This window comes from Nocardioides sp. Soil_C_8, from assembly GCF_057656315.1.
In genome coordinates, this window is sequence record NZ_JBDGKQ010000002.1 from 756,179 (window position 1) to 774,155 (window position 17,977).

Annotated in this window: 16 protein-coding genes; 13 read left to right on the forward strand and 3 right to left on the reverse strand. The window is 71.7% G+C overall.

Annotated elements, in window-relative coordinates:
- Window positions 1–49: 49 nt before the first annotated feature.
- Together AC3A3L_RS13415 and AC3A3L_RS13420 are read right to left on the reverse strand one after the other, a co-directional pair.
- A complete protein-coding gene (locus AC3A3L_RS13415; RefSeq protein ID WP_487640530.1) occupies window positions 50–1,138 on the reverse strand; it encodes a glycerate kinase in 1,089 nt (362 codons plus the stop codon).
- Window positions 1,135–2,130 carry a LacI family DNA-binding transcriptional regulator gene (locus tag AC3A3L_RS13420; protein WP_487640531.1) on the reverse strand — a complete coding sequence of 332 codons (996 nt, stop codon included), beginning with the start codon at window positions 2,128–2,130 and terminating at the stop codon, window positions 1,135–1,137. Before AC3A3L_RS13420 ends, AC3A3L_RS13415 begins: the two co-directional genes overlap by 4 nt.
- A 163-nt stretch (window positions 2,131–2,293) precedes the next feature.
- On the opposite strand from AC3A3L_RS13420, the gene AC3A3L_RS13425 reads away from it, so the two are divergent.
- From AC3A3L_RS13425 to AC3A3L_RS13470, 10 genes are all read left to right on the forward strand, one after another.
- Entirely contained in the window at window positions 2,294–3,523 is a 1,230-nt protein-coding gene (locus AC3A3L_RS13425; protein WP_487640532.1) for an amino acid ABC transporter substrate-binding protein, read from the forward strand.
- 57 nt (window positions 3,524–3,580) lie between these two features.
- Complete coding sequence (locus AC3A3L_RS13430) at window positions 3,581–4,459, forward strand: branched-chain amino acid ABC transporter permease (RefSeq protein WP_487640533.1); 879 nt, start codon at window positions 3,581–3,583, stop codon at window positions 4,457–4,459.
- 10 nt (window positions 4,460–4,469) lie between these two features.
- The gene (locus AC3A3L_RS13435; RefSeq protein ID WP_487640534.1) at window positions 4,470–5,570 is read left to right on the forward strand and encodes a branched-chain amino acid ABC transporter permease; all 1,101 of its coding nucleotides are present in this window, start codon (window positions 4,470–4,472) and stop codon (window positions 5,568–5,570) included.
- Window positions 5,567–6,328 (forward strand): ABC transporter ATP-binding protein, encoded by a 762-nt coding sequence (locus AC3A3L_RS13440; protein WP_487640535.1) that lies wholly within the window; start codon window positions 5,567–5,569, stop codon window positions 6,326–6,328. The genes AC3A3L_RS13435 and AC3A3L_RS13440 overlap by 4 nt, the downstream gene beginning before the upstream one ends.
- Window positions 6,318–7,091 (forward strand): ABC transporter ATP-binding protein, encoded by a 774-nt coding sequence (locus AC3A3L_RS13445; protein ID WP_487640536.1) that lies wholly within the window; start codon window positions 6,318–6,320, stop codon window positions 7,089–7,091. The genes AC3A3L_RS13440 and AC3A3L_RS13445 overlap by 11 nt, the downstream gene beginning before the upstream one ends.
- A gap of 38 nt (window positions 7,092–7,129) precedes the next feature.
- Window positions 7,130–8,269: a Gfo/Idh/MocA family protein gene (locus tag AC3A3L_RS13450; protein ID WP_487640537.1), complete on the forward strand. Its 1,140-nt coding sequence runs from the start codon at window positions 7,130–7,132 to the stop codon at window positions 8,267–8,269.
- Window positions 8,266–9,438, forward strand: coding sequence for a dihydrodipicolinate synthase family protein (locus AC3A3L_RS13455; protein ID WP_487640538.1), 1,173 nt, complete (start codon window positions 8,266–8,268; stop codon window positions 9,436–9,438). Before AC3A3L_RS13450 ends, AC3A3L_RS13455 begins: the two co-directional genes overlap by 4 nt.
- Window positions 9,435–10,352, forward strand: a complete 918-nt coding sequence (locus tag AC3A3L_RS13460; protein WP_487640539.1) for a sugar phosphate isomerase/epimerase family protein — start codon at window positions 9,435–9,437, stop codon at window positions 10,350–10,352. Before AC3A3L_RS13455 ends, AC3A3L_RS13460 begins: the two co-directional genes overlap by 4 nt.
- 65 nt (window positions 10,353–10,417) lie before the next feature.
- On the forward strand, window positions 10,418–11,119 hold the full coding sequence (locus AC3A3L_RS13465) for a hypothetical protein (RefSeq protein WP_487640540.1): 702 nt from the start codon (window positions 10,418–10,420) through the stop codon (window positions 11,117–11,119).
- 125 nt (window positions 11,120–11,244) lie between these two features.
- Window positions 11,245–13,545, forward strand: a complete 2,301-nt coding sequence (locus tag AC3A3L_RS13470; RefSeq protein WP_487640541.1) for a PQQ-dependent sugar dehydrogenase — start codon at window positions 11,245–11,247, stop codon at window positions 13,543–13,545.
- A 123-nt stretch (window positions 13,546–13,668) separates the two neighbouring features.
- Here the strand turns inward: AC3A3L_RS13470 and miaB are convergent, their stop codons facing one another.
- Entirely contained in the window at window positions 13,669–15,174 is a 1,506-nt protein-coding gene (miaB, locus tag AC3A3L_RS13475; RefSeq protein ID WP_487640542.1) for a tRNA (N6-isopentenyl adenosine(37)-C2)-methylthiotransferase MiaB, read from the reverse strand.
- A 283-nt stretch (window positions 15,175–15,457) separates the two neighbouring features.
- Here miaB and AC3A3L_RS13480 point away from each other — a divergent pair, with 283 nt between their 5' ends.
- The 3 genes from AC3A3L_RS13480 to AC3A3L_RS13490 are packed head-to-tail and all read left to right on the forward strand — an operon-like array spanning window position 15,458 to window position 17,956.
- Window positions 15,458–16,603: a glycoside hydrolase family 16 protein gene (locus tag AC3A3L_RS13480; RefSeq protein WP_487640543.1), complete on the forward strand. Its 1,146-nt coding sequence runs from the start codon at window positions 15,458–15,460 to the stop codon at window positions 16,601–16,603.
- A gap of 19 nt (window positions 16,604–16,622) precedes the next feature.
- The gene (locus AC3A3L_RS13485) at window positions 16,623–17,120 is read left to right on the forward strand and encodes a 2'-5' RNA ligase family protein (RefSeq protein WP_487640544.1); all 498 of its coding nucleotides are present in this window, start codon (window positions 16,623–16,625) and stop codon (window positions 17,118–17,120) included.
- Window positions 17,121–17,179: 59 nt separating this feature from the next.
- Entirely contained in the window at window positions 17,180–17,956 is a 777-nt protein-coding gene (locus tag AC3A3L_RS13490) for an amino acid ABC transporter ATP-binding protein (protein ID WP_487640545.1), read from the forward strand.
- Window positions 17,957–17,977: the final 21 nt, after the last annotated feature.

Genomic DNA, 17,977 nt, shown 5'->3' on the forward strand with positions numbered 1-17,977 from the left:
GCTCGCGAGGGAGTCACCGGATGTCCGGTGACTCCCACAGCAGGCGACCTCAGGCCAGGTGGTCGCGGGCGATGCGCTCGCCGAGGTCGGCGAGGAGCCGGGCGGGCTCGCGGAGGCAGGTGTCGACGTCGGGCTCGACGTCGGTCAGGGCGTACGCCGCCCGGATGCCGGCCGCGGCGAGCCGGTCCGCCGGCAGGAGGTTGCGACCGCAGACGGCCACCACGGGCGCACCCGCCCGCCCGGCTGCCGCCGAGACGCCGACCGGCGCCTTGCCGCGCAGGCTCTGCGCGTCGAGCGAGCCCTCACCGGTGACGACCAGGGCCGCCCCGCGGACCCGGTCGTCGAAGCCGAGCAGGTCGAGCATCAGCGCGATACCCGGGCGCAGCTCTGCACCCAGCATCGCGACCAGCCCGAACCCGACTCCGCCGGCGGCTCCCGCACCAGGCTCGTCGCGGCGGTCGGCGCCGGTCGCGGCCGCGACCCGGTCGGCCCAGCGGACCAGGCGCGTGTCCAGCCGGGCGACGTCGTCGCTGCTCGCCCCCTTCTGGGGTGCGTAGACCGGTGCGGCCCCGTCGGGACCGGTCAACGGGTTGTCGACGTCGCACGCCACGACCACCCGGGAGTCCGCGAGCGCCGGGTGGAGGCCGTCGAGCAGGAGCCGGTCGCCGTCGTCCTTCGCGCCCAGGGCGCCGAGCATGCCGAGCCCGCCGTCGGTGCTGGCGCTGCCGCCGATCCCGACGACGAGGTCGCGGCACCCGGCGTCGAGGGCGTACGCCATGACCTCGCCGAGGCCACGGCTGGAGGCCGTCAGCGGGGCGGGCGTCCCGCCGGGCAGCCGCACGAGGCCGCACACGTCGGCCATCTCGATCACGGCGGTGGTGCCGCGTCGCGCGTAGGCGGTCTCGACCGGCTCGCCGGTCGGCCCGGACGCGGTGACGGGGACCCGCTCGAACCCGCTCGCCACGGCCGCGTCCAGCGTCCCGTCACCACCGTCGGCGACGGGCACGCAGTCGACGTCGGCCCCGGGCAGCACCCGACTCAGGCCGGCCGCGACGGCCTCGGCGACCAGCGGGGCCGACAGGGAGCCCTTGAACTTGTCGGGAGCGACGAGCACGCGCGGGCTGCGCACCGCGCTCATGCGGGCGGTCGCCCGGTCGAGTCGCGGACCACCAGCTCGGCGCCGACCGTACGGCGACGGGGACGGGCTCCGGGGTCCTTGAGGGCGAGGAGCAGGGCCTGCTCCCCCATCTCCGACATCGGCAGGCGGACCGTCGTGAGCGACGGCGCGAGGTCGCCCGCCACCGCGACGTCGTCGAAGCCGGTGACGGACACCTGGCCCGGCACGGACACACCCCGCGCGCGCAGCGTGGAGAGGATGCCGATGGCCATGTCGTCGTTGAGGGCCAGCACGGCGGTGATGCCCGGGTGCTCGTCCAGGATCCGCTCGGCGGCGTCCTTGCCGCCCGCCCGCGTGAAGTCGGCCTCGACCACCGGGACGTCGGAGAAGTCCAGTCCGGCCGCGGTGCAGGCCTGCTCGATCCCGGCGAGCCGGTCGGCGACCGTGGTGAGCTGGCGGGACCCGCTGGCCACGGCGATGCGGCGGTGGCCGAGCGCGAGCACGTGCTCGGCGACCGCCCGGGCGCCGGGGATGTTGTCGGGCAGCACCGCGTCGACGCCGAGGTGGTGGCGGCCGATGACGGCGACCCGCCCACCTGCGCGCTGGAACGCCTGGAGCTCCGCCTTCGCCGGGGCCTGCACCGAGGCGTCGACGAGGCCCGAGCCGGCGACGATGATCGCGCCGACGCGGTTGGCGACGAGCATCCGCAGCTGCTCGAGCTCCCGCTCCGGGTCGCGCCCGGTGTGGCAGATCTGGACGGTGAGCCCCTCCCGCGCTCCGACCCCGAGCACGCCGCTGGCGATCTCGGAGAAGTAGGGGTCGCCGATCTCGTGCACCACGAGCCCCACGGACCGGGTGGCACCGCCGGCCAGGCTGCGCGCGTGGAGGTTGACGACGTACCCCATGGCGCGGGCCTGCGCGCGCACCCGCTCCGCGACGCCCTCGCTGACCCCCGGCGCACCCGAGAGGCTGCGCGAGGCCGTCGCGATCGACACGCCCGCGGCCTCGGCCACGTCCTGCAACCTCGGGCTCGACGGCATCCCCTTGGGCATCCCCTCGCCCTCCTGTCCCTGTCCGGCCAAATTGCGATGTGACCCTTGCCACATCCTCGGCGCTCGTGCCACAGTAGCCGAAAGCGCTTACGAAAGCGCTTACGCATTGGACACGAGGAGTGACATGAAGGTCAAGACCCCCCACCGCGTCGCCGGACTCGCCGTGGTCTCCTGCCTCGCACTGACCAGCTGCATGAGCTCCGGTGCCGAGAGCGACTCCGGCGAGGAGGGCGACGGTCCGATCAAGATCGGCATCTCGCTCCCCCTGACCGGCGACTTCTCCGAGCCCGGCAAGGGCGTGCAGCGCGGCTACGAGGCCTGGGCCGACTACGTCAACGAGAACGGCGGTCTGCTGGGCCGCGACGTCGAGCTCACGATCCTGGACGACCAGTCCAACGCCGACCGCGTCGCCGCCGACTACGAGAAGCTCATCAACCAGGACGGGGTGGACCTGGTCTTCGGTCCGTTCTCCACCCGTCTCGTCGTCCCGGCGGCCCAGGTGGCCCAGGACTACGGCTTCCTCTTCGTGGAGCCGGCCGGCGCCGCCGAGGAGGTCTTCACCCAAGGCTTCGACAACCTCTTCTACGCCGCTCCCGCGGTGGCCGACGACCACTACGACTACCTCGCCGACGCCATCGAGGCGATGCCCGAGGCCGAGCGGCCGAAGACGGCTGCCTACGCCGCGATGGACGACCCGTTCGCCATGGGCACGGCCTACGGCCTGAAGAACCGGCTCGAGGAGATGGGCGTCGAGACGGTCGTCGACGAGGTCTACCCGCCCAACACCACCGACTTCGGCTCCATCGCCGCGAAGGTCGCCGACAGCGACGCCGACGTCGTGGTGGGCGGCACCCAGTACCAGGACGCGGTCAACATGATCGTCGCCCTCCAGCAGCTCAACTACCAGCCGAAGATGGCGGCCTTCTCGACCGCGCCGACCAACCCGGAGTTCCCGGAGGCGATCGGCGACAAGACCGAGGGGATCATCTCCCCGACCGGCTACACGCCCGAGGCGACGTTCCCCACCAACAAGGAGTTCGTCGACTTCTACACCGAGACGCACGGCAACCCGCCGGCCGAGGACGAGGCCAACGCCTGGACCACCGGCCAGGTCGTGGCCGCCGCCGTCGAGGCCGTCGAGTGCGCCAGCCCCGACCCCGAGTGCCAGGGGCAGCTCATCGACTGGCTGCGGGAGAACGAGGTCGAGACCGTCGTCGGCCCGCTGACGTGGGACGCCGAGGGCCGCCCGCAGGGCGCGCACCTCATCCAGCAGTACGTCGACGGGAACATCCGCATCGTCCTGCCCGAGGAGGCCAAGGAGGCCGACCTCATCGTCGAGAAGCCGCGGTGGTGACCCCAGCGCCCGCCCGACCGACCGACTGACCGACGCTTCCTACCGTTAGGTTCCCCGATGTCCCTGTTCGTCCAGAGCCTGGTGCTCGGCGTGCTGCTGGGAGGGCTCTACGCCCTCCTGGCGGCGGGCCTCACCCTCTACTTCGGCGTGATGCGCGTGGTGATGATCGCCCACTCGGCGTTCCTCATCCTCGCGGCGTACCTCGCCTGGTGGTTCACCAACCAGACCGGGATCGACCCGCTGTTCTCCCTCCTGGTGACCGTGCCCCTGTTCTTCGGGATGGGCGTGTTCATGCAGCGGGCGCTGATCAGCCGGCTCCGACCGGCGACGCTGACGATGATGTCGGTGCTGCTCACCTTCTCCATCGCCCTGGTGATCGAAGGCATGCTCGGCTTCGTCTTCAGCGGCACCCAGCGACGCATCCGGCTCGACTACGGCGGCGCGAGCCTCGAGATCCTCGGCGCCAACGTCGCGGTGGTCAAGCTGATCGCGTTCGGTCTGGCCGTCGTCTCCCTGGCGGCGCTCTTCCTCCTCATGAAGAAGACGCAGTTCGGCCAGTCGCTGCGCGCCACCATCCAGCACCCGGAGGCGGCCCGCCTGATCGGCATCAACACCGAGCGGGTCGCCGGCTACGGCTTCGGCCTCGGCCTCGCCACCGCCGCCGTCGGCGGTACGGCGCTCGCCCTCGACTCGACGTTCTACCCCTCGCTCCACTGGCACTGGATCGGCCCGCTGATGGCGATCATCGTCGTCGGCGGCCTGGGCAGCATCCCCGGCGCAGCCATCGCCGCGATGGTGCTGGGCATGGGCCAGGCCCTGCTCCAGATCCCGCTCGGGACGACGTGGGCCCAGACGTTCTTCTACATCGCGTTGTTCGCCACCTTGATGGTGCGGCCGCAGGGATTCTTCGGAGGTCGTCTTGCCCAGCGCTTCTGACACCGTGACCGTGACCGACCGCCGCTCGCGCGGGTCGGTGCTCCTCAAGGCAGTCGGCCTGGTGGTCCTCGCCGCCGCCGTCCTGTCCTTCCCGTCCGTGGCTGCGAACCCGTTCATCCTCTCGGTGGGCGTCGTGATCATGAGCTACGCCGTGCTGGCGACCTCGTGGAACTTCGTCGGCGGGTTCACCGGCTACATCTCGCTCGGCCACGCGGCGTACTCCGGCCTCGGCGGCTACGCCACCGGACTGCTGATCATCCACACCGGCATCAACCCGTGGCTCGGCATGCTGCTCGCCGGCCTGGTGGTCGCCGTGCTCGCCGTGCCGATCGGCATCGCCAGCCTCCGGGTGCGCGGCGCGTCGTTCGTGATCGTCTCGATCGCCCTCGTGCTGATCCTGCTGCTGGTCTTCCAGTCGTGGGGCTCGTTCACCGGCGGCTCCAACGGCCTGCGCGTCCCGCGGCCCTTCGGCCCGGAGGTCCTGCGACCCGAGCAGCACGAGCGGTTCTTCTACCTGCACGCCGCCCTGCTGGCCGTCGCCCTCCTGGTGTGGTGGCTCATCGACCGCTCGCGCTTCGGCACCGGCCTCAAGGCGATCCGCGAGGACGAGGACAAGGCGCAGGCGCTCGGCGTGCCGACCTTCACGTACAAGCTCATCGCCTTCGTCGTCTCGGCGTTCTTCACCGCCCTCGGCGGCGGGCTCTACGCCCTGTGGTTCGGCTTCCTCGACCCGATCTTCCAGTTCTCGATCCTGGTCGGCTCCTACATGGTGCTGATGAGCCTGCTCGGCGGCATCCGGAGCCTCTTCGGCCCGCTGCTCGGCGCGGTGATCGTGGGCTACGCGGTGGAGTACTTCAAGAACCAGTACGGCGACACCCAGTTCCACCTCGTCGCGATGGGCCTGCTGCTCGGACTCGTCGTCCTCTTCATGCCGGACGGGATCATCCCGGCCGTCACCAACCTGGTCGACCGCTTCCGGCCGCAGAAGACCTCGATCCGCGAGGTCAGCCAGGCCGAGCTCGCCGAGCAGCGGCGTACGACGTCGGATCCCGAGGCAGCGCAGGCCGACCAGCGGGCCGACACCGCCGTCACCGAAGGAGCCCGCTCATGAGCACGACCGCAGCAGCACCGGCCCGGACGGCCAGCCTGGCGACCGTCGGCCTGACCAAGCGATACGGCGGCGTGACCGCCGTCGACGGGGCGACCGTCACCTTCCAGCACGGCAAGGTCAACGCGCTGATCGGCCCCAACGGCTCCGGCAAGACGACCTTCTTCAACTGCGTCACGGGGATGAACCGGCCCGACGAGGGCACGGTGAGCTACCGGGGCGCCGACATCACCGGCAAGGCACCGCACAAGATCGCGCGGGCCGGGGTGGGCCGCAGCTTCCAGCTGTGCCGGGTCTTCCCCCGTATGACGGTCATGGAGAACATGCTCGTCGCCGTCCGGTCGACGTCCCTGCGCCGCCAGCTCGCCTCCGCCCGCAACGCCGAGGAGCTCGACCGCGCCCGCGGCCTCCTGGCCCGCGTCGGCATCGAGCACCTCGAGCACTCGCTGGCCCGCGACATCTCCTACGGCCAGCAGAAGCTGCTCGAGCTCGCCGGCGTGCTGATGGCCGACCCCGACACGATCATGCTCGACGAGCCGGCGGGCGGGGTGAACCCCGCCCTCATCGACCGGATCGCGAACCTGGTCCGCTCGCTCAACGCCGAGGGCAAGACGTTCATCGTCGTCGAGCACAACATGGAGCTGGTCATGGGCCTCTCCGACCACGTCGTGGTCTTCGACCGCGGCCGCCCCATCTGCGAGGGCACCCCTGCGGTCGTGCAGAGCGACCCCCGAGTCCTGGAGGCCTACCTTGGCATCTGACGCCAGCACGCCCGACAAGTCGCAGGAGTACCTCCTCGAGCTCGACGACGTCGAGGCCGGCTACGGCCGCGCGGCGCTCGTGCTCCGTGGCCTCACCGTCAAGGTCCCGCCGGCCACCGTCGTGTGCCTCGTCGGCCCCAACGGCGCCGGCAAGTCCACCGTCCTCAAGGTCGCCAGCGGCATGCTGACGCCCCGCTCCGGCACCATCCGGGTGGCCGGCAAGGACGTCACGAAGAACTCGCCGCAGCAGATGCTCGGGGCCGGGCTCTCCCACGTCCTGCAGGGCCACAGCGTCTTCCGTGAGATGACCGTCGAGGAGAACGTCCGCCTCGGCGCGTTCACCGTCAAGGACAAGGGCGAGGTCAACGACCGCATCGACTTCGTCAAGACGCTCTTCCCGGTCGTCGCCGAGCGCTGGTCCGCACTGGCCGGCGCGCTGTCGGGCGGCCAGCAGAAGCAGGTGGAGTTCGCCCGCTCGCTCATGGTCAGCCCTCGCGTGGTCCTCCTCGACGAGCCGTCGATGGGCCTGGACCCCAAGGCCACCGGCACGGTCTTCGAGCAGGTCGTCCGGATGCGCGACGCCGGCACCGCGGTGCTGCTCGTCGAGCAGAACGCGCGCCGCGCGCTCGAGACCGCCGACCTCGGCTGCGTGCTCGACCTGGGCCGCGTCCACATCTCCGGCCCGGCCGACGAGCTGCTGCGTGACCCACAGCTCGCCGAGCTCTACCTCGGAGGGCGTCCCACAGCGGCGCCCACCACCTGACGTACTCCCATCCGACTGACCTCACGTGAGGAACCTCCATGCCTGACCAGACCTATCGCATCCTGATGAACGGCGTGACCGGCCGGATGGGATACCGCCAGCACCTGCTGCGCTCGATCCTCGCGATCCGCGACGACGGCGGCATCCCGATGCCCGACGGCACGCGGCTGCAGGTGGAGCCGGTGCTCCTCGGCCGCAACGCCGACAAGCTGGCCCGCCTCGCCGACCAGCACCGGATCGCGGACTGGTCGACCGACCTCGACACCGCGCTGGCCGAAGACCCCGCCCCGATCTACTTCGACGCGCAGGTCACGAGCGAGCGCAAGAAGGCCATCCTCAAGGCGGCCGCCGCCGGCAAGCACGTCTACACCGAGAAGCCGATCGCCGAGACCGTCGCGGAGGGCGAGGAGCTCGTCGCCGCCGCGGAGAAGAGCGGCATCATCAACGGCGTCGTGCACGACAAGCTCTACCTGCCCGGGCTGATGAAGCTCAAGCGGCTCGTCGACTCCGGCTTCTTCGGCCGGATCCTGTCGGTGCGCGGCGAGTTCGGCTACTGGGTGTTCGAGGGCGACGGCCTGCCCGCGCAGCGCCCGAGCTGGAACTACCGCGCCGAGGACGGTGGCGGGATGGTCCTCGACATGTTCTGCCACTGGAACTACGTCCTGGAGAACCTGTTCGGCGCGGTCGAGGCGGTCACCGCCAAGGCCGTCACCCACATCCCGGAGCGTTGGGACGAGCAGGGCGAGCGGTACGACGCAACGGCCGACGACGCGGCGTACGCCATCTTCGAGCTGGCCGGTGGCATCATCGCGCAGGTCAACTCGTCCTGGGCGGTGCGCGTGGAGCGCAAGGAGCTCGTGGAGTTCCAGGTCGACGGCACCCACGGCTCCGCGGTGGCCGGTCTGTTCAACTGCCGCATCCAGCCGCGCGAGGCCACGCCGATGCCGGTGTGGAACCCCGACCTGCCCACGACCGAGGACTTCCGCGGCCAGTGGCGCGAGATCCCCGACAACCAAGTCTTCGGCAACGGCTTCCGCGCGCAGTGGGAGCAGTTCCTGCTCGACGTGCACGCTGGCCGGCCGCACCACTACGACTTCGCCGCCGGGGTCCGCGGGCTCGAGCTCGTCGACGCCGGCCTGACCTCGTCCCGCGAGGGCCGCCGGGTGGCCCTCCGATGACGCTCACCTCCAGCGGGTCTGTCGACGTCCCCCTCGCCGACGGCGGGTGGGAGACGGTCGTCCTCCACGAGCCGCGGCAGTGGAAGGAGCACCCCGAGCCCTTCGCGGAGCGGGTCGCCTTCGCCGCGGCGCACGTGGTCGCCGACGCCCGCGGCGAGAACGTGCCCGGCGCCCCCGCGGTCGTCGACTGGGACGCCACGCTCGCCTTCCGCCGCGAGCTGTTCCGCTACGGCTTCGGTGTCGCCGAGGCCATGGACACCGCCCAGCGCAACATGGGCCTGGACTGGCCGGCCGTGCAGGAGCTGGTGAGCCGGTCGGCCGAGCAGGCCCGTGACTACGACGCCCGGATCGCGTCGGGCGCCGGCACCGACCACGTCGCCGCGGGTGCGTCCCTCGACGAGGTGCGCAAGGCGTACGCCGAGCAGGTCGGGTTCGTGGAGTCCACGGGCTCGCAGGTCATCCTGATGGCCTCGCGCCAGCTGGCGGCCGCGGCGACCAGCGCCGACGACTACCTGTCGGTCTACGCCGAGCTGCTCGAGCAGGTGCGCGAGCCGGTGGTGCTGCACTGGCTGGGCGAGGCGTTCGACCCCCAGCTGCGCGGCTACTGGGGCTCGACCGACGTCGCGACCGCGACGGCCACCTTCCTCGACCTGGTCCGGGCGCACACCGACAAGGTCGACGGGGTCAAGGTCTCGCTGCTCTCCGCCGACCACGAGACCGGGCTGCGGGCGCAGCTGCCCGAGGGCGTGCGCCTCTACACCGGCGACGACTTCAACTACCCCGAGCTGATCAAGGGGGACGGCACCCACCACTCCGACGCCCTGCTCGGGGCCTTCGCCGCGATCACGCCGGCCGCCTCCGCGGCGCTGGCCGCGCTCGACGAGGGCGACCTGGCGACGTACGACGCGGAGATGGCGCCGACGCTCCCGCTGTCGCGGCACGTGTTCGAGGCGCCGACCTACTACTACAAGACCGGCATCGCGTTCCTGTCGTGGCTCTGCGGCCACCAGCCGGGCTTCACCATGGTCGGCGGGCTGCAGGCCGCCCGCAGCGTGGTCCACCTCGGCCGGCTCTTCGCGCTGGCGAACGAGGCGCGGCTGCTGCCGGACCCCGAGCTCGCGGCCCACCGGATGCGGTTGTGGCTCGACGGCGCGGGACTCGTCCGATGACCGCCTCCGAGGTCGCCGTCGACGCCGCGCTCGACGTGCCGTCCGGGACTCCCGCCCGCGTCGAGACCCCTGCCCCGGGTGACCCGCGGCTGGCCCGCCTCTCGCTCAACCAGAAGACCGTCGACGGGTGGAGCCTGCGCGAGGCGGTCGAGGGCTGCGTCGCCGCGGGCCTCCCGGCCATCGGCGCCTGGCGCGAGCCGGTGGCCGACGTCGGCCTCGAGGCCGCCGCCCGGATGGTGTCCGACGCCGGCCTGCGCGTCTCCTCGGTCTGCCGTGGCGGCTTCTTCACCGGTGCCGGCGACCTGTCGGTGGCCGATCGGCACGACGACAACCGACGCGCGCTCGACGAGGCTGCGACGCTCGGCGCGCCCTGCCTGGTGCTGGTGCCCGGCGGCCTGCCCGCGGGCGACCGCGACCTGCCGCGCGCACGCGCCCGGGCGACCGAGGCGATCGAGGCGCTGGTCCCCCACGCCCTCGACGTCGGCGTTCGCCTCGCCATCGAGCCGATGCACCCGATCTTCGCCGCCGACCGCGGCGTCGTGTCGACGCTGGCGCAGGCGCTCGACATCGCCGACCCCCTGCCGGTCGAGGCCGTCGGCGTGGTGGTCGACACCTTCCACGTGTGGTGGGAGCCGGGCGTCGAGGAGCAGATCACCCGCGCCGGCGACCGCATCGCGTCCTACCAGGTCTGCGAGTGGATCACCCCGCTGCCGCCCGACGCGCTGCTGTCGCGCGGGATGATGGGCGACGGCCACATCGACTTCCCCCGCCTCACCTCCCTCGTCTCCGCCGCCGGCTACACCGGCGACGTCGAGGTCGAGATCTTCAACGCCGACGTCTGGGCCGCCGACGGCCGCGACGTCGTCGCCACCCTCGCGCGCCGCTACGTCGAGCTGGTGGAGCCGCACCTCTGACCGTTCCCCGCCCGCCGGGGCACCTGCCGTCACACCTCATTTCTCGGACAAGGAAGGCAGACCACATGAACAGACGTCGGACCACCACTGCCCTGCTCGCGGGCGCGGCCCTCGCCTGGCCGGTCGCGCTCCCTGCGGCCGCGGCCGCACCGGACGCCGTACGCACCACGCGGGTGGTCGCGCCCGCCACGCCCCAGCACTGGGACCCGCTCACCGACGACCTGTGGGCCTACGAGGGCGAGGAGCTCGTCCTCACCCGTCCCGGCACGAACCCGAACGACGGCGTCCGGCGCCCGTTCGAGTACGCCATCGTGACGAAGGGCCCCGAGCTCACCGACACCAGTGTCCGCGCCGAGGTGCGCCTCGACGAGTCGGTGGCGGTGAGCAACCGCGACGTCATCGTGATCTGGAACTACCAGGGCCCCAGGCGCTTCTACTACGCGCACTTCTCGCAGGACAACACGATCTACCCCCACAACGGGATCTTCGTCGTCGACAACGCCGACCGCCGTCGCGTCGACGACCAGTGGACCGGCTCCGTGGGTGCTCCACCTGCGGTCACCGACGCCGAGTGGCACGACGTCCGGGTCGACCACGACGCCGACACCGGCGAGATCGAGGTGTGGGTCGACGGCGCCGCCGAGCCGCTGATGACGGCCACCGACACGACGTTCACGGGAGGTCGGGTCGGCTTCGGCTCGTTCGACAACTTCGGCCGTACCCGTCACTTCCGCGCGACCGGCACCGCAGCACCCGCTGCACCGTGACCGGTCCCTAGATCCCCATCGGTCCCCCGACTCTCGTCGGGGGACCGACGAGGGCTGCCACGGCCCCGGCCAAGGAAACCGCGGCAGCAGCTGTCTCCAACCACCTCAACAGTAGGGACCGCCCCATGCGAAAGACACGCTGGTGGGTCACTGCCGTCACCACATCCCTGGTGGCAGCGGCCCTCTCCCCCATGGCCACGTCGGCCACGGCGACGGACGCCTCCGGGCCCGGTGCTCCGCCGATCCCGCCCGACCCGGAGCCCTCCAACCTCGGCCTCGTGCTCGAGGAGTACGCCCAGCTGCCCGCGTCCGAGCCCAACGGGCCGTGGACCGACGTCCGGCTCGGCGACCGCCACAACCGGATCAACTACATCGGTGAGGTGCCGGACGGGTCGGGCCGCCTCTACGTCCCCGACCTCAACGGTGACCTCTACCTGCTCGAGGACAAGCAGCCGTCGGTCTACCTCGACGTCGCCTCGCGCTTCCCGGAGTTCATGGCCTGGCGCGGCCTCGGGTCGGGCTTCGGCTTCGTCACCTTCCACCCCGAGTTCGAGGACAACGGGAAGTTCTACACGACCCACACCGAGACGCCGAACGCCCCCGGCGAGCAGACCTACCCGGGCCAGCCCAACGGCAGCGGCGCGGTGCAGAGCGTGGTCACGGAGTGGACGGCCGACGACCCCGCCGCCGACACCTTCAGCGGCACCAGCCGCGAGCTCTTCCGCTTCCGCTTCGTCGGCCAGACGCACGCCATCCAGCAGATCGACTTCAACCCGACCGCCGAGCCCGGGGACGAGGACTACGGCCTGCTCTACCTCGCGGTCGGCGACGGCGGCTACGGCGTGAGCGCCTCGGACCCGCAGGACCTCGACACCCCCGCCGGCAAGATCCTGCGGATCGACCCGGCCGGGACCAACGGGCCCAACGGGCAGTACGGCATCCCGCCGAGCAACCCGTGGGTCGGCGAGGCCGGCGCCCTGGGCGAGATCTACGCCATCGGCATGCGCGACCCGCACCGGTTCAGCTGGGACGCCGGGGGCAAGCACGACATGTTCCTCGGCCACATCGGCCAGCGGGCGATCGAGGCGGTCTACGAGGTCGACGCCGGTGACGACTTCGGCTGGCCCGACGTCGAGTCCCGCCTGGACTACCAGAACGAGACGCAGTGCCGGCTCGACCCGATGACCGAGGAGCAGGCCGCCAAGGGATACGACTTCCCCGTCGCGTCCTACGCGCACGACACCCCGGCCAACTGGAGCTGCAACTCCGACTCGGGCCACGCCATCTCCGGCGGGCACGTCCACCGCGGCGACCTGCCGGGCCTCAAGGGCATGTACGTCTTCGGCGACCTCGTCGAGGGCAAGGTGTTCTACACCCACGAGGCCCACATGCGCGACGACGCCGAGGGCGCGGCCGACCGCGAGGCGACCGTGCGCGAGCTGCAGCTCTACGACACCTCCGGCACCCGGATGCGGATGACCGACTTCGTCGGCGACGGCCGCGTCGACCTGCGCTTCGGCACCGACGAGGACCGCAGCCTCTACCTGCTCGCCAAGGCCAACGGCACGATCTGGAAGGTCGTGGGGACCAAGCGTGCCCCGTGGCCGGACGACGTCGAGCCGTCACTGCGCGACGCCGTCGTGGCGTCGTACGACTTCGAGCACCCCTTCGCCGCCAACGACTCCTACGAGGAGGACCAGGGCCCGAGCCGCACGCTGATCCGGCTCGTCAACGGCGGCGACCGGATGCGCGTCGACGACGGCGCCCGTCCGGGTTCGAACAACTCGCTGCAGGTGCACAGCGCGGCCGAGTCGCCCACGGGCACGGCGTGGAAGGCCGGCACCTACGAGAACGACGCCGACGGAGTGGCCTCGCTCTCGCGCTTCACCAGCGCGAAGGGCACGACGGTGATGGGCTGGTTCAAGATGACCGGGCAGAACCCGACGCCCGGCTACAACGCCATCGGCCTCGCCGGCGTCCTGGCCGGTAACTCCGACGGGCACGGCGTACGCGCCCTGCTCGAGCTCATCAACGTCAACGGCGAGCTCAAGCTGGTCGCGCTCGGCCGGCGGCTCGACACCGGCAGCTCGTGGACCTACGCGGCCTCCCAGCCGTGGCAGGAGCTGCTGCCGGACGACGAGTGGGTGCACCTCGCGGCGACGTTCGACTTCGCGAAGGGGTCGATGGCGCTCTACCGCAACGGCAAGCCGGTGGACGGGTCCTACACCGCCACCAACGACCCCTGGCAGGTCGACGGCACCGGCACCTCGGCGACCAACCCGCGCGGCATCAAGATCGGTGGCTCGTTCCCGCAGAACGGCACCGAGCGCAACCCGTGCAACTGCCGCATGGACGACCTGGTGTTCCTCGACGACGTCGCCTCGGCGTCGGAGGTGGCCCGCCAGTACCGCCGCTACCTGCGCTGATCGACCCTCGCTGGTCGACCCGCGCTGGTCGAGGGAGGCGCCCTGGCGCCTGTCACGAGACCCGGCCACCAGGTCGGGTCTCGTGACGGCCGCTTCGCGGCCTCCTCGACCAGCGGCTATGTCTCAGCCGCAGGCGTTCGCCGCGGGCGGGAGCGGCGCCGGCACACCGACCGACGGCATGCCGAGGCCGACCGAGGCCGCGGCGGGCGGGGCGGTCGTACGCCGCTCCCAGGCGTCGCCCGCGCGGGTGCGGCGCACCGACTGGACGGGTGAGTCGGCGACGAGGTGGTGCGGGGCGGCGTAGGTGACCTCGACGGTCACCATGTCGCCGGGCCGGACCGAGTCGGCGTCCACACCGGAGAAGTCGGCGGCGAAGTGGACGAGCCGGTTGTCGGGCGCGCGGCCGGACAGACGCTTGGTCGCGGTGTCCTTGCGGCCCTCGCCCTCGGCGACCATCAGCTCGACGGTGCGTCCGACGAGCGCCTTGTTCTCCGCCCAGGAGATCTCCTCGACGACCTCGACGAGCCGCTGGTAGCGGTCCTTCACCACGTCCGGGGGCACCTGGTCCTCGAGGACGGCGGCGGGGGTGCCGGGGCGCTTGGAGTACTGGAAGGTGAAGGCGGCCGAGAAGCGGGCCGCACGCACGACGTCGAGGGTGGCCTGGAAGTCCTCCTCGGTCTCGCCGGGGAAGCCCACGATGATGTCGGTGGTGATCGCGGCGTCCGGGATCGCGGCGCGGACGCGCTCGATGATCCCGAGGTACTTCGACTGCCGGTAGGACCGGCGCATGTCGCGCAGCACCTTGTCCGAGCCCGACTGCAGGGGCATGTGCAGCGACGGCATCACGTTGGGCGTCTCGGCCATCGCCTCGATGACGTCGTCGGTGAACTCCGCGGGGTGCGGTGAGGTGAAGCGCACCCGCTCGAGGCCCTCGATCTCACCGCACGCGCGCAGCAGCTTGGAGAAGGCCTGGCGGTCGCCGAACTCGACGCCGTACGCGTTGACGTTCTGCCCGAGCAGGGTGACCTCGGTGACGCCCTCGGCGACGAGCGCCTCGACCTCGGCGAGGATCTCCCCGGGGCGGCGGTCCTTCTCCTTGCCGCGCAGGGCCGGGACGATGCAGAACGTGCACGTGTTGTTGCACCCGACCGAGATCGACACCCAGGCGGCGTACGCCGACTCGCGCTTGGTCGGCAGCGTCGAGGGGAAGACCGACAGCGACTCCAGGATCTCGACCTGGGCCTCCTCCTGCACCCGCGCCCGCTCGAGCAGCACCGGCAGCGAGCCGATGTTGTGGGTGCCGAAGACGACGTCGACCCACGGCGCCCTCTTCGTGATCGTGTCGCGGTCCTTCTGCGCCAGGCAGCCGCCGACGGCGATCTGCATGCCGGGCCTCTGCGCCTTCACCGGCGCGAGGTGGCCGAGGTTGCCGTAGAGCTTGTTGTCGGCGTTCTCCCGGACCGCGCAGGTGTTGAAGACGACGACGTCTGCCTGCTCGTCGGCGCTCGCGCGGACGTAGCCGGCGTCCTCCAGCAGGCCGCTGAGCCGCTCGGAGTCGTGGACGTTCATCTGGCACCCGTGGGTCTTGACCTCGTAGGTGCGGGCGGGGGTCTCTGCGACGGTGCTCATCTCGGTGACAAGGGTACGGCGACCGGCGGGGGCCCGGGAATCGCGACGCCGCGCTGGTCCACTCCCGTCCGTCCGGCGTATTACCCACCGCTGACTGGCGGGGCGATGCCCGGAGGGGCCACAGTGGGTAACTCATCCACAATTGGGTAACAAGCGAGACAGCGCGACCACCGTCACCACTGTCTCGGGAGGCTCCATGCGTCCGTCACTCGTCCCATCCGCCCCGCCGCTGAGGCGCAAGCGCGCGCGATTTCGGTCTACCTGCGGCGTTGTTACCGTCCTGTTGATCGCGGCGTCGCTGCAGCTGCTCGCCACCGGTTCCCCCGCCTCGGCCGAGCAGCGCCGGCTCCATGACGTCCGGGTCACCGTCGACGTGCTGCCACCGATCGCCCAGCCCGGCAAGGAGCCCGCGGGCCCCGTCCGGGGCGCGGCCCTGGTCGCGCACTTCGACCCGGCGTCGCCGGGCAGCGACGTCGTGTTCGAGCGGTCGGTGCGCGGGGGTGGCTGGCGGGTGGTCGGCCGTGACACCCAGGACGCCGGCGGCGTCGCGACCCTCGCCGTCCGGAGGGGGACCTACCGGGTGAGCTCCGAGGCCGGCGGGATCACCTGGACCTCGCGCCAGGTGAGGGCACCGCGCTGGGCGCCCGACTTCGAGGACACGTTCTCCGGCAGCCGGCTGGACCGGACGGTGTGGAACGACCAGGACCGCAAGCACGACGCCGACCTCGCACCCCGCACGTGCGCCCTCGTCGACCCCGGCGCACGGTCGGTCGGCGGCGGCGTCCTCCATCTCGGCGTGGCGCTCGACCCCGCCCGTGCCGGCCAGTCCTGCGACTGGGACTGGAACGGGCGCTCCGGCCGGAGCCCGTACCTGCTCACCACCCAGGTCGCCACCGAGCACACCTACCTCACCCAGTACGGCATCGCCGCCGCGCGCATCAAGCTCCAGCGCGCCGACGGCATGCACTCGGCGTTCTGGATGCTCCCCGAGGACAGCCGGTTCCACGACGACGACCCATCCCGTGGCGCCGAGATCGACGTGATGGAGTTCTGGGGCGACAGCGGCCGCGGCACGGAGACGATCGGGTCGTTCGTGACGTGGCACGGACCGGGCTGGTCGTCGCTGAGCATCGGCGGGAAGTTCCCGAGCGCCCGGCGCGCCCTCGGCCCGGACCGCGAGTGGTGGCAGGAGTTCCACGTGTTCTCGGTCGAGTGGACCCCCGAGGAGTACGTCTTCCGGGTCGACGGTCGCGAGCACTACCGCGAGAGCCGGGCGGTCTCCCACGTGCCGGGCTACCTGATCCTCTCGATGCTGGCCGCCGACTACGAGCTCGACGACCTCGACGCCGCCGACCTCGACGACACGGCCGAGGTCGACTGGGTCCAGGTCTACGAGGGGGCGTCGGTCCGGGAGGGCCGCCCACGCTGACGCGACCTAGGCTCGCGGCATGCCCCGGATGCACGCGCTCGAGCTGCTGCCCGACGAGGCCGGCTGCGACGTCGTACGCCGTGACTGGCAGGCGCTGCGTGACGCCGGGCTGCCCTCCCAGCTCGACCACCGCGGCGCCACCAACAGCCCGCACGTCACCGTGCTGGCCGCCCCGGCGCTCGGCCCGGACGACGAGCAGCGGGCGGCGGGCCTCGTGGCGGGACTGCTGCCGGTGGAGGTGAGGGCGTCGGGGATCGCGCTCCTCGGCGGCACCCGCGTCTCCGTCGTCCGCGTCCTCGACGTGCCCGACGAGCTGGTGCGCGCCGTGCTCCGGCTGCGGTCGCGGGTGCGCGACGTCCAGCACCTGGGGTGGCTGCCGCACGTCACGCTGGCCCGGCGCATGGCCCGCGCCGACGTGGGCCGCGCCGTGGAGGTGCTCGGGCACGAGGACGTCGTCCTGAGGCTCACCTCCCTGCGCCGGTGGGATCCCGGGGCAGGAATCGTCACCACTCTGTAATAGTCCTCAAGGGCCATGCGTGATGGCCCATCCGGTGCGCCTGCCGATAGGTTGCGCCTATGACCGCGCAGGAAACGGGAACCGTCAGCGCCGGCCGGGGCGAGCCCCTCGTCGTCCTGACAGGTGTCCAGAAGCACTTCGGGCAGCTCCACGCCCTCAAGGACATCGAGCTCACCGTCAAGCGCGGCGAGGTCGTGGTCGTGATCGGGCCGTCCGGCTCGGGCAAGTCCACGCTGTGCCGCACCATCAACCGGCTCGAGACGATCGACGAGGGCACGATCACCCTCGACGGCAAGGACCTCCCCCAGGAGGGCAAGGCGCTGGCCGCGCTGCGCGCCGAGGTCGGCATGGTCTTCCAGAGCTTCAACCTCTTCGCCCACAAGACGATCCTGGAGAACGTCACGCTCGGACCCATCAAGGTCCGCGGCACGGGCAAGGCCGAGGCCGAGAAGAAGGCCCGCGAGCTCCTCGACCGCGTCGGCGTCGGCCACCAGGCCGAGAAGTACCCCGCCCAGCTCTCCGGAGGCCAGCAGCAGCGCGTGGCGATCGCCCGCGCGCTGGCGATGGAGCCGAAGGTGATGCTCTTCGACGAGCCGACCTCGGCCCTCGACCCGGAGATGATCAAGGAGGTCCTCGACGTCATGGTGGACCTCGCCCAGCAGGGCATGACGATGGTCGTCGTCACCCACGAGATGGGCTTCGCCCGCACCGCTGCGGACCGGGTCGTCTTCATGGCCGACGGCGCGATCGTCGAGGAGAACACCCCCGAGGAGTTCTTCACCAACCCCCGATCGGACCGCGCCAAGGACTTCCTCGGCAAGATCCTCAAGCACTGAGGCGTCGCGTCCGACCACGAG